Origin of the sequence: Neobacillus bataviensis LMG 21833 (assembly GCF_000307875.1) — a bacterium.
Taxonomy (GTDB): Bacteria; Bacillota; Bacilli; order Bacillales; family Cytobacillaceae; genus Neobacillus; species Neobacillus bataviensis.
The window spans coordinates 47,412-59,900 of record NZ_AJLS01000097.1; the positions used below are offsets into that span (position 1 = coordinate 47,412).

Annotated in this window: 12 protein-coding genes and 1 other annotated feature; of the genes, 2 read left to right on the top strand and 10 right to left on the bottom strand. The window is 41.6% G+C overall.

The window, feature by feature from the left end; all coding sequences use genetic code 11:
- Positions 1–83: 83 nt before the first annotated feature.
- Positions 84–1,268 carry a CaiB/BaiF CoA transferase family protein gene (locus BABA_RS13395; RefSeq protein WP_007085731.1) on the top strand — a complete coding sequence of 395 codons (1,185 nt, stop codon included), beginning with the start codon at positions 84–86 and terminating at the stop codon, positions 1,266–1,268.
- A gap of 46 nt (positions 1,269–1,314) precedes the next feature.
- Positions 1,315–2,457, top strand: coding sequence for an acyl-CoA dehydrogenase family protein (locus BABA_RS13400; protein WP_007085732.1), 1,143 nt, complete (start codon positions 1,315–1,317; stop codon positions 2,455–2,457).
- Between the two features lie 101 nt (positions 2,458–2,558).
- Here BABA_RS13400 and BABA_RS13405 read toward each other — a convergent pair whose 3' ends face one another.
- The 10 genes from BABA_RS13405 to trxB all read right to left on the bottom strand — a co-directional run bounded on the left by BABA_RS13405 (position 2,559) and on the right by trxB (position 12,488).
- Positions 2,559–3,212 carry an RraA family protein gene (locus BABA_RS13405; protein ID WP_007085733.1) on the bottom strand — a complete coding sequence of 218 codons (654 nt, stop codon included), beginning with the start codon at positions 3,210–3,212 and terminating at the stop codon, positions 2,559–2,561.
- Positions 3,213–3,242: 30 nt separating this feature from the next.
- Positions 3,243–3,962 (bottom strand): 4-carboxy-4-hydroxy-2-oxoadipate aldolase/oxaloacetate decarboxylase, encoded by a 720-nt coding sequence (locus tag BABA_RS13410; protein WP_007085734.1) that lies wholly within the window; start codon positions 3,960–3,962, stop codon positions 3,243–3,245.
- Between the two features lie 55 nt (positions 3,963–4,017).
- Positions 4,018–5,553 carry a 2-isopropylmalate synthase gene (locus tag BABA_RS13415; protein ID WP_007085735.1) on the bottom strand — a complete coding sequence of 512 codons (1,536 nt, stop codon included), beginning with the start codon at positions 5,551–5,553 and terminating at the stop codon, positions 4,018–4,020.
- Positions 5,554–5,608: 55 nt separating this feature from the next.
- Positions 5,609–5,834, bottom strand: a binding site (T-box leader).
- A gap of 81 nt (positions 5,835–5,915) precedes the next feature.
- Positions 5,916–6,995 (bottom strand): acyl-CoA dehydrogenase family protein, encoded by a 1,080-nt coding sequence (locus tag BABA_RS13420; protein WP_007085736.1) that lies wholly within the window; start codon positions 6,993–6,995, stop codon positions 5,916–5,918.
- Positions 6,992–8,146, bottom strand: coding sequence for an acyl-CoA dehydrogenase family protein (locus tag BABA_RS13425; RefSeq protein ID WP_007085737.1), 1,155 nt, complete (start codon positions 8,144–8,146; stop codon positions 6,992–6,994). Before BABA_RS13425 ends, BABA_RS13420 begins: the two co-directional genes overlap by 4 nt.
- Positions 8,147–8,175: 29 nt before the next feature.
- A complete protein-coding gene (locus BABA_RS13430; RefSeq protein ID WP_007085738.1) occupies positions 8,176–9,342 on the bottom strand; it encodes an acyl-CoA dehydrogenase family protein in 1,167 nt (388 codons plus the stop codon).
- Positions 9,343–9,415: 73 nt separating this feature from the next.
- Positions 9,416–9,868, bottom strand: coding sequence for a MaoC family dehydratase (locus tag BABA_RS13435; RefSeq protein ID WP_007085739.1), 453 nt, complete (start codon positions 9,866–9,868; stop codon positions 9,416–9,418).
- Between the two features lie 28 nt (positions 9,869–9,896).
- Positions 9,897–10,952 (bottom strand): hypothetical protein, encoded by a 1,056-nt coding sequence (locus tag BABA_RS13440; protein ID WP_007085740.1) that lies wholly within the window; start codon positions 10,950–10,952, stop codon positions 9,897–9,899.
- Positions 10,949–11,536: a UGSC family (seleno)protein gene (locus BABA_RS28365; protein ID WP_273701420.1), complete on the bottom strand. Its 588-nt coding sequence runs from the start codon at positions 11,534–11,536 to the stop codon at positions 10,949–10,951. The genes BABA_RS13440 and BABA_RS28365 overlap by 4 nt, the downstream gene beginning before the upstream one ends.
- A 37-nt stretch (positions 11,537–11,573) precedes the next feature.
- Positions 11,574–12,488 (bottom strand): thioredoxin-disulfide reductase, encoded by a 915-nt coding sequence (gene trxB, locus BABA_RS13455; protein WP_007085743.1) that lies wholly within the window; start codon positions 12,486–12,488, stop codon positions 11,574–11,576.
- Between the last annotated feature and the right edge of the window lies 1 nt (position 12,489).

A 12,489-nucleotide genomic window follows, 5' to 3' on the forward strand; every position in this document is an offset into this window, starting at 1 on the left:
TGAATTTTGAAAATTATCAAATAATTAATGTGATAAGCTTAAATAGTAAAAGTTTTAAAACATGTGGTTGGAGGTGAAAAACTATGAATCTGCCTTTAGAAGGTATAAAAGTTCTGGAATTGGCTAAAACATTAGCTGGTCCTGTATCTGGACAAATGCTGGGTGATTTGGGCGCGGAGGTTATTAAAGTAGAACAACCAGGAATAGGCGATGAATCCAGACATATGAAGCCCCCCGAATGGAATGGTGAAAGCTGCTTTTATCTAAGTTCAAACCGCAATAAAAAAAGCATCACCTTAAATCTCAAAAGCGAACAAGGGAGACAAATTGTATATGAATTGGTAAAAGAAAGTGATATCTTAATTGAAAATTTTCGAACTGGTGTTACTGAAAAGTTAGGAATTGATTATGAGACGCTACTCAAGATCAATCCCCGATTGATTTACTTGTCTATTTCAGGTTTCGGGCGGACAGGCCCTGAAAAATATCGTGCAGGATACGATCTTTTATTACAAGGATATTCAGGCTTTATGAGCACAACAGGAGAGCCAGATGTACCATACAAAACAGGCCCTTCAGTTGTGGATCTTTCAACAGGTTTTCTTGGAGCCTTGGGTGTATTGGCAGCGTTATTGGCACGTGATAAAACAGGGAAAGGACAATTTATTGATTGCGGTTTACTGGATGGACAAATTATGGTTCTAAACCACTTAGCAACTGGTTTCTATGCTACGGGCCAATCAGCTAAACCTATGGGCCAGGGGCACAACTCTCTTGTTCCTTATCAAGTTTTTAAAGCAAAGGACAAGAATATTATCTTGGCAGCTGCTAACGATGCACTTTGGGTCAAAACGTGCGAGGCAATGGGCTGGTTGGATTTACTAGAATACAATTTGTTTAAGACAAACAGCTTACGGGTAGAAAACAGAGAAAAACTCATCCCCATCCTTAGTGGGCGAATTAGAAATATTTCCAGTGATGAAATATGCACAAAACTTGATGAAGCTGGGGTTCCTTGCGGTCCTATCAATTCAATTGGTGAAGCACTTACATCTCCTCAAGTAGTGGCTAGAGAAATGATGGTTAGAATCAATCATCCCAAAATAAAAGATTTAAGGACACCAGCGTTTCCTGTAAAACTATCTGAAACCCCTGCAACCGTCAGGCTCCCCCCACCTTCTCTAGGAGAACAAACGGAAGAAATACTGACGTCCTTAGGCTTAAGCTTTGAAGAAATTGATAATTTCCGAAAAAACGGTGTGATTTAAAGTCCTAGTTAGAATATATAGATAGAAAATAAGGAGGAGTAATTCTATGATTATTCATCATTCCAAGTCTACCTGGAGGGAAAAAGCAAAAGAAGTGGGAGAAAAGCTTCAACCTATTGCAAGAGAAGTGGATAAAACAGGAGAGTACGATCCCAGGGCTTTGGAACTGTTGATTGAGAGTAAATTAATCGCCCCAATACTACCTGAAGTTTACGGAGGAAGCGGGGTTTGTGAAACTGAGTGTCAAGATATTATGGAGGAAGTTTGTAAAGCGAATACAAGTGCAGGTTCAATGATTGCTTGTCAGCTGATGGCTGCATACGCATTTTTATCAGGGGCTTCTGACGATCAAAAAAAGCTTTATCTTCCAAAAATGGCAGCAGGTGAAATAATAGGAGTTCCTGCCATTACAGAAAAAGATGCAGGCTCCGATGTATCTGCCATTCAAATGACAGCTGTCCGAGACGGAGATGATTATATTCTAGATGGCGAAAAAACTCTGATTTCTTTTTATGGAATTGCAGATATATATGTAGTTTTCGCTAAAACGAATCCTGAAAAAAAGCATAAAGGAATTTCTGCTTTCATTGTAAACAGCTCAAATAATGGCCTTGAGTTAACTTATAGATACAATAAAATGGGTCAAAGGGGCATGCCTACAGGTTCACTTCAATTTCGTTCATGCCGGATCCCGGCAAAAGACCTAATAGGTTCAGAGGGAGAAGGCTTTAAAATTGCGATGGAATTGTTGAATCGTTCAAGAATATTGATGGCTTCACAGGCTATCGGCATATCGATGGCAGCCTATGAAGCAGCAGTTGACTACGCCACAAAAAGAAAAACCTTTGGCAACTCTTTGTCTAGCCATCAGGTAATAGCCTTTAAATTGGCTGATATGGCAATAGGTTTGAAGACTGCTAGACTGGCAGCGCAAGAAGCGGCAATAAAATACGAAAAAGGCGAAAATTACTTAATGGACGTGGCCGTTGCGAAAGTTTATGCATCCGAAGTTTGCCAAAAAATTGTAAACGAATCATTACAAATTCATGGTGGAATCGGCTATACAACGGAATATGACATAGAAAGGCTATACCGTGATTCCAGAATTATTGAGTTGTATGGCGGAGCCTCAGAAATTCAACGGCTAGTCATCAGCAGGATGATTTTGGAGGACCCTAAATTAATGTAATAGCCCTCTTTATAACACATGCTTCCTCTTTACCGGCAGGTGCCTTTATCCCACCCGAAATTCAAAAAACAAATTGGCTGCCCATCCCGGCAGCCATAACTTTAACTTCTAGTTTGAAGATTATAGTATGAATTTTTTGTACGGGCATCTTTTAACTTTTCACCCTTTAATACAGCAGCGCGAATATTTTCTTCGGCAGTATGGATCATCCATGCGGCTTCTAATACTAGCTCTACTTTTGATGCTGGAATGGCCACCACTCCATCACCATCTCCACGTAAATAATCCCCGGGACTAACCAAGACGCCGCCAATTGAAACAGGTACATTTTCCTCCACAACCATTACTCGATCTTTGCCCGTTCTCATCCAATTCCCTCGACTATAAATCGGATAATTTAGTTCCAGTATACGGTCCACGTCGCGACAAACTCCATTGATTACTGTTCCTGCAAGGTTATGCTGATGAGCGGTTAAAGTTAATAGATCACCCCAAACAGTTACATCCTTCCGTCCGCCATTATCAATGACAACAACCGTATCCGCTTCAAGTTTATCTATATAATCACCAACAGTTCCTCCTTCTACGCTTATGGGGCCATATCGAATTGTAAAGGCCTCCCCTGTTAATTGAAATGATCGTTCCAGCGGCATAATCCCCAAGCATTGGCCATTAATTCCTAACCGATCCAGTGCATCACTTATTGTCGAAGTACCAAATTTCCGTAAATGACTTAAAATTTCCGCCTTTTCCATGCGCTATCCCCCATCCAAAAGTTCAGAAGCCTAAAGCTCAACCTTTTTCATTTCTTTTTCAGCCTCTACTTGGTTTTCGTAATATACTACATTTTCTTTTATCATTGCAGACCTCAAATTAAAGATATCTAAGGTGAATTCTCCATTAACAATCCTATTTCTTGTGATTTCTTCGTCCAAAACTCTCTTTTCCGATTGGTGAGAAACTTTCTCCAGATAATCGCTTTTTACTACAACCACTCCATCATCATCAGCCATTATCAGGTCTCCGGGGCATACCTCCGTGCCCCTGCAAATAGCTGGGGTATTGACCAAGCCGCCTTTTATTTTAGTTGTTCCTTCTGAGTAGATAACCTTGCTCCAAATAGGGAACCCGAGCTTCCTGATTTGTTCCGCATCACGGATGCCAGCATTTATAATGACTCCTTGGACATCCTGCTCCATCATTGCTCTTACCATGAGCTCCCCGATCATACCTGATACACTCTCACCTATTGTTGTAATGACAAGAATATCTCCAGGTTGACAGACTTCAAGGGCAGCATGAATCATTAAGTTATCGCCTGAATGACAGATAACAGTGACTGCGGGACCGCAAATCATCTTCCCTTTTATGAGCGGCATTAATCCGTACTCCATCAGCCCAATTTTCCCTTGTGCCTCATAAACGGTAGATACATCAAACTCTTTAAACTTATTAATGATTTGTGGACTTGGCCGTTTGAAATTTTTTACAATATAGGGCTTCATAAAATATCTCACCTCGATTCCAGTTGTTTTACAATATCTAAACAATGTTCACTTACTATATTTTCTTAAGGACCTTACTAGAGGCTAAATTTTTTATCCTATTAATAGCAGCAAGATAAGCCTCAGCACTGGCTTCTAGGATATCGACGCTCATCCCGCGGCCCTGAGCGAGGGTATCGTCCATTTTGATTTGGACAAAAACCTCTCCTTGCGCATCTTTTCCTTTTGTAACCGACAAAATTTTATAGTCTAATAGTTCAATATCTTTATCAATAATCTGGTCAATCGCATTAAAAATTGCATCTACTGATCCATTTCCTGATGAGGTTCCATTCAGTAATTGGTCGTCATCGTTCAACAACTGGACTGATGCATTCGGTTGACTGGAAGTATCATATGAAATGGAGATATTTCTCAATTTGTACAATTCCAATTCATTTTTTCTTTGATTATCCACCAAAGCAATAATATCTTCGTCCAAAATTTGTTTTTTACGGTCTGCAAGTTCTTTGAATTTCTTAAAAATATTTTTTAATTCATCTTCATCAGCATCATATCCCAGAGTGATTAGTCTTTGTTTCAAAGCATTACGACCGGACAGCTTACCAAGAACAAGGTCTATCTCATCTAATCCAATGGTTTCAGGTTTCATGATTTCGTACGTGCTCTTGTCTTTGATGACCCCATCCTGGTGAACACCGGATGCATGAGCGAAGGCGTTTGCCCCAATTACAGCTTTATTCGCAGGTACCGGCATTCCGGTCAATCTGCTGACTAATTTACTAGTTTTGGCTATTTCTTTCAAAACCATAGAAGTTCGTTTTTGAAAATGGTCATACCGGGTCTCTAATGCCAAGGCAACTTCCTCCAAAGCGACATTGCCCGCACGTTCTCCGATTCCGTTAATACACCCTTCAACCTGAGTAACACCGGCTTCAATAGCTGCAAGTGAATTGATTGTGGCCATTCCAAGATCGTCGTGACAGTGGCAGCTTAAAATGACATTTTCAATTCCTTTGACTCGTTTGCGTAAAGTCCAAAACCGATTGGCATATTCCCAAGGTGTTATGTAGCCAACCGTATCTGGAAAGTTTAAAACCGTAGCCCCGGCTTTAATTACCTGTTCAGAAATTTCACAAAGGAAATCAAGGTCTGAACGTGTTGAATCCTCACAAGAAAACTCAATATGATTAAAGAATTGACTGGCATAGCGTACTGCTTCAACAGATTGTTCTAATACCTGGCTTTTTGTCATCCTTAATTTCTTTTCCATATGAATTGAAGAAGTTGCTATAAAAATATGAATTCCTATATTATTATTTCCACTTAATGCTTCAACAACAGCGTCAATATCTTCTTTATTTGTCCGTGCCAGGCTGACAACAATTGGTTTTTCAACTGCTTCAGCAACGGCGCGAACCGCCTTCAAGTCACCAGGTGAGGCTGCAGCAAAGCCTGCCTCAATCACATCAATGCCAGCCTTTTCCAATTGCTTGGCAATTTCCACTTTCTCAGCAAGATTCAGACTGACTCCCGGCGTTTGTTCCCCATCTCTCAAGGACGTGTCAAACAGGTAAATTTTTTTACTCACTATTATTCCCCTTTCATCAGGAAGTCTATTATGAAAACAAAAAAAACCTTCACTTTAGAGGGGCGAAAATAATTCACGGTACCACCCTCTTTTACCGCACACAACATACGGCCTCTTTAAGTAAAAGATTTACTTTGCAATGTTACGGCTGCAACCGTACTTCCTACTTAATTCAGAAGTCGACTCCAAGGTGAGTAGCCTCAAATGTCAACACCTATTCTCAGCATCCATAGGTTCTCTGTGCTTGACATGAAGAAGCGTTTCCTTTTCATCATCAATTTTATTAACTATTCATAATAATTTAAATTATATGATAATTAATATTCCAATTCAATACTTTAAAGTAAAAAAATGAAAATCATTTACAATCTAATTTGATTTATGTTTGTTACTAGCGGATATAAAGATTCAGATCCATGTGATAAGATTCTTTCCCCTAAGCGAGCTGCCCAAACAGTTTCATTACCAAACTCTTCACGCCAAGCCCAAAGGCGACGTGTATATTGCTGGAGTACATGTTCATCGGTGAATCCTATTGCACCGTGTATTTGATGTGCTATTGGTGTAACGGTGCCCGCTGCCTGACCCAATCTAATTTTGGCTAAAGCTATGCTTGGCCACGAAGCTTCTTCCTCTGAATCTGAAATTGCCATGTTTGACGCTACCCCAGCTGCAGTGACCTCCCCAGCCAAGATAGCCAATTGCTGCTGGACAGCTTGGAAACGCCCAATTGAACGGCCAAACTGCTCCCGTTCTTTTGCATATGAAACTGATAATTCTAAAACTCGCTCTAAAGCCCCGCTCATTAAGGCGATGCGCGTTAATGCTGCTCGTGTGAAAATTGCTGTTTCGTCCATATGAGAAGTCATTGTTTTTACATTCTCTATCTCTACACCGACATGATTAAAAATCACTTCATCCAATGACTCGCCTGCCAGGTTTTCTCCATTATTAATGGTTAATAAATCAGGATGAAGCAGTGCAGCAACTAAAGAATCACCACAATAACCTAAGACTACAATAGCCTTTGCAAAGCGCGCCCAACTAACCTTTTTTGCAGTACCTGAGATGTCCCAACCAGCAGGTGTATTCGTAAATTTTACAGAATCAGTTGAAGATGGCATAACAATAGCCAAAGGACCATCCGGAAAAGGTAAGTTGCAAGTAGAAAGAACCCATTTTGATAAAAGTGTCTCTGCTAAAGGTATTGGGGCTGCAAAGCGGCCTGCTGCCTGCAATACACTTAACGCATCACCAAGTGAACCGCCAGATCCTTGCATCTCCACAGGAATAGATATATTCGTTATCCCTGTTTCCTCCAATGTATCCCACAATGGAGCCGGCCAAATTCCCTGTTCAACCTTAGTGATAACCTCTTTCGTACAGTGATCCTTTAATATTTTTTCAGTAGTAGTTAAAAGAATATCCCGAATTTCACTCATCTTACCCCCAACCCCCTTGCAATAATACCGCGAAGAATTTCTGTTGCTCCACCGCGCAATGTGAATCCCGGTGCGTGCAAGATGGCTTCAGCCATTAATACTTCAAAGCGGGAATCTGATGTCTCCGAAGGAATAATTGACACAAGCAGACGAATAGTTTCAGTTACATCTTTTTCAAATTGTGTCCCTAAATCCTTCACTAATGCAGCGGCAATTTCGGGAGATTGGCCCTTCTCCAACAAACCAGCGACCCCTAACGACATATGGCGCAGCGTCCATAAGCGGGTTGTAAGGTTTCCAATTGCAACATGTACAGACTTGTCTCGACTTTCACCAACTATACGTATAAATTCCTTAAATAAAGGAAAAGTACTGAGAAATCTTTCGGGACCGCTTCTTTCAAAAGCTAAATCAGCCATGACTTGCTTCCAGCCATTCCCTGTTGTCCCGATAACCATGTAATCAGGCACTTCTACATCTTCAAAAATCACCTCGTTAAAGTGATGCTCCCCATTCATTAATCGGATCGGCCGAACGGTCACGCCTGGAGTTGATAAATCCACAATAATCTGGCTGAAGCCGGCCCGGCGATCTTCTGTCCGAGGCTCTGTCCTGCAAAAGACAATTATTTGATGGGCACGGTGGGCACCACTGGTCCAGATTTTGCTTCCATTAATCCTCCAACCGCCATCGATTCTTTCTGCCTTTGTGGAAACAGAAGCCAAATCAGATCCGGAATTTGGCTCGCTTAGGCCAATCGCTACGAACCACTCGCCATTTGCGTATTTGGGAAGGTATTTTTGCTTTTGTTCTTCCGAACCAAATTTTAATAGCAGCGGTCCTGTTTGACGGTCGGCAATCCAATGGGCAGCAACTGGTGCACCAGCTGCCAACAGTTCTTCTGTTACGACAAACCGTTCTAAAGCTGTCCGTTCATGTCCTCCATATTTTTTGGGAAAGGTCATTCCCAGCCAACCGCGCTTACCCAGCTTTAAGCTAAATTCAGGGTCAAAACCGCCCAGCCATGAATCACATTGTGGGGCAAACGACTTGGAAGCGAGTTCTTCTTTAATAAAATCTCGGACTTCAGCCCGCAATTCTTCTGCGCTTTTGGGAAGCTCTACAAAAGGCAGCTGCAACTCTTTAAACAAATTCAAAACCTCCCAATGTATGCTTTTTCTTAGTAGGATTTAGGCAAGCCAAGGACGTGTTCGCTGATATAATTGAGCACCATCTGCTGAGAGATTGGGGCAATTTTTAATAGTCTTGCTTCACGCCAATATCTTTCAACATGGAATTCCTTGGCATAACCGAATCCTCCAAACGTTTGCAAGGCTCTATCACAAGCTTCAAATACTACTTCTCCTGCAATGTATTTGGCTGTATTGGCTTCAGCGCCGCTAGGAAGCCCCTTATCATAATTTACAGCAGCACGCTGCCAAAGAAGCTCAGCTGCCTCTAACTTTGCATAACTATCAGCAAGAGGGTGCTGAATCGATTGATTCTTCCCGATTGGACGGTTGAACACCACTCTCTCATTTGCATACTTCACCGCCTTTTTCAAAGCAGCCCTTCCTAATCCGCAAAATTCAGCAGCTAACAATATTCGTTCCGGATTTAAGCCATCTAACAAATGATAAAACCCCCTGCCGACCTCTCCGACTACATCACTGGCATCAACTGGCAGGTCCTCAATGAATAATTCATTGGAATCCACCGCATGCCTTCCAAGCTTTTCAATCTCCTTGATAGTGGTATATCTCTCATCCAGATCTGCTAAAAATAATGTCATCCCTTCGGTTCTCTTTTTACAATCTTTTAATGGTGTTGTTCTCGCTAGCAATAATACTTTACTAGATTCTTTAGCTTTCGTATTCCAAACCTTTTGTCCGTTGATGATATAACGGTCCCCGTCCTTACGCGCAAAAGTGGAAATGCTTGGAGTATCAGAGCCTGCATCCGGTTCAGTTACTCCAAATGAAACATGGAGATTTCCTTTTGCTGCTTCTGGCAGGTATTTTTGTTTCATTTCCTCGGAACCATGTTTGACAACCGGGTTTAATCCGAACATGGAAAGATGCAAGGTGGTGCCGCCGTTCATTCCTGCTCCCGATTCCGCAACTGCGTTTAATACTATGCAGGCCTCCATTATTCCCAATCCAGCGCCACCATATTTCTCGGGGATGGCAATCCCTAACCAGCCGCCCTCCGCAAAGGCGTTATAAAATTCCCAAGGAAATCTATGTTCATTATCACAATTCATCCAATAATTATCATCAAACTGTGAGCAAAGTCTGCTAACCTCTTTTTTTAACGTTATTCGCTCCGGTGTCCATTCAAAATCCATTATATCCCTTCCTTTAAAAAGAATTGGCTACTCATTTAAACAACTTCATTCAAAATATTTTCAAAAGCACTTATCAGTTATGTTTTTTTCGCATTAAAGCCACACGTTGACAACACATCACAATTTCTTCATGTTGATTTCTAGCACGATGTTCTAAAAATACGAGACCTTCTTTAGGTCTTGACTTTGATTCACGTTTGTTCAGTACTTCCGTTTCAACATAGATGGTATCTCCCGCAAATACGGGTTTCGGAAACTCAACTTTATCAAAGCCAAGGTTTCCGACAGTTGTGCCAAGTGTGGTATCGTTTACAGTAAGGCCAATGGCTAAACCTAAGGTAAATAGACTATTCATTAAGGGTTTCCCGAACTCTGCCCTTGACGAGTACTCTTCATCAAGATGCAACGGCTGCGGATTCATTGTAAGAGTAGAGAATAATACATTGTCATAATCATAGACAGTACGGCCGGTCTTATGTGAAAAGATATGTCCAATCTCAAAATCTTCATAGTATAATCCCGTCAATTACATACCTCCTCTAATATCATTACACTTAATATTTGTAGGGATTTATCTGGGAACAATGAAGGTCGCCGCCAAATCCCCAGCCGTGAAGAACCATGGAAAAACGTCCTAATCCACCGGCAACGGTTACGGCAATACGATCCGGGCTTTTAACGAGCGGGACCATTTCACTATCATCAGCTTCTTGAAGCCACTTGGGCCAAAACGCCTCTTTATTTTCCTTACTGTACATGCCACCCGTCTTTGCCAGATGCATGGGGACACGGGCTTTTTCAAACAAAAACTCTTTAACATCCTGTTTTGTCCAATGGTCTTTTGCAATGGTTGCTGCATGCTCTGGGCTGATAACCACCATCACATCTCCATGGCAATGCAAATTATTATTACCTAATGTTGCCATGGTATCGGCGATTGTTGCCAAAATCCCTTTTGCATGATGATTAATGTGATCATTTACACTGTGTGGCGCCTCACAGGCAAAGATTGTTGCAGCGCTGGCATCGCGTGCGAGCCCATAATCTTCATGCAAGCTTGCCCACGGATTTGATTCTTCGTCCTCTGCTATACAAAAGGAAAATTTCCCTGGATGGCCAAATGTAGAGTTGTCCAATTCCCCGGGAATCGCCCCTCCCAAGTTCAATAAAATGAGGCGAATTGCCCGGCCAATCGTGGCATTTGCTCTAAATCCCGATCCAAAAACATTACTGCCGAAATTGATTCCAAGCTTTTTTACAATTGATCCGCTGACAACGAGCAAAGGAGCACAATTATGCGTAGTTGCCTGCACGCCATTTAAATTAAAGGTGGGCTTTAACATGGTCTCTAATGCTGTAAAAACAACAGGTGCATATTCTGGCTTGCAGCCAGCCATCACCATATGAATAGCCACTTTTTCAACAGTCGCTACACCCATCATGGGCGGGATAATTCCTACAATTTCTAGAGGGTCGCGGTCAACTTCCTTTAAGACCTCATCCACTCTTTCCCGTGTTGGGGGCACAACAGGAAGTCCATCGTACCACGCCTCTTCGAAAAGCCCATCTTCAATCGTTAAAATTTTTGAAGAAACACCCAAATTGCTCATGCGGTAACCTCCTGTTTAAAACCATTTCTTATAAGGGCCTCTTTTATTTGTGGATAATATTGATGGGCAATTTCCACCACTTCCTCCACTTTTAACCCAGCAATTGGGTGAGGGACGAACACAATTTCCAAATCTTCCCTTTTTAACGCCTTGATTTGCGCTAAAGCTTCTCGCCGGAATGCTTCTGTAATTAATACAACTGATTTAATGCCTAATCCTTCCAAAATAATTCCGTCGCGCACACTGCACGATGTACATGACCCTCAGTCACCAATGCCGGTAATTGCAAAATGGGTTCGTTCCACAATTGGCGATACTAAGTCTCTACTGACGGTTTGTGAAGCATTTAGCTTTTTCTGATGAACAAATTCCAAACCCTTAAAATCTTTCTGAAGGGATTTCTCAATTTCACCCAAAAAAGGGTCAACGTTCCATTTATTATTGCTGATTATTCCTAAAACAAGGCTGCTCTGTTCATCCTCCTTAATCCTTTTCACTATGTTACGATCTCCTGTTTCATTTGCAGCTGTAATAACTAGGCTAGCTCTAATTTCTTCTGGTTTCGGATTCAATACACGAATCATATCCATCCTCCTCTAACATTCATAATATAAGGGATCATCAATTGTTTTCTTCCAAAAACTTTTGAACCTCAATTGCAGCAGTAATTCCATCTCCAACAGCTGATCCAGCCTGCCTGACCGAACCAACACGCAAATCGCCGGCTGCGAACAAGCCCTTTATCGAAGTTTCCATGCGAATATCTGTTTTAACATAGCCTTGCTCATCTAAAATTTCCGGGAGATCTTTTACCATTTGTGAATTTGGTTTCGAGCCGACATAAATAAACACGCCATTTGTCTTCCATTCTTCTTCTTTTCCATTTTTATTTAACAGGACTGACTCTACGTAGTTCGTGCCGCGGATTTCTTTAAGCGTGGCATTCCAAATAAAGTCTATTTTTTCATTTTTTAAAGCCCGGTCCTGTAAAATCTTGCTTGCCCGGAGTTGGTCCCTTCGGTGTGCGATTGTAACCTTTGCATACCGTGTTAAGAAAATCCCTTCATCTAATGCAGCATCTCCTCCCCCTACTACAACCAGCTCCTTGTCCATAAAATAAGCACCGTCACAAGTTGCACAATAGGATACACCCCTTCCTGAGAATTCTTCTTCACCTGGAACGCCCAGCTTATTATGGGTAGACCCGGTTGCTAAAATAACTGTTTTGGATTCTATTACACTTCCATCATCTTTATGTAATTGGAAGATGCCATTTGTTTTGGAAATCCCTTGAACATAACCCAAATCAATCTCAGTTCCAAATTTAGTGGCTTGCTCCAGCATCCGTGCCATTAGTTCCGGTCCGTCAATACCTTCGGGAAAGCCCGGATAGTTCTCAACCAATTCCGTTTCTCCTAATTGTCCCCCTGCCAAATTTGCATCAATTAAAATAGCGGTTAATTGTGCCCGGCCAGTATAAATGGCTGCAGATAATCCTGCCGAGCCTGCACCTATAATTGCGCAATCATAAATCATG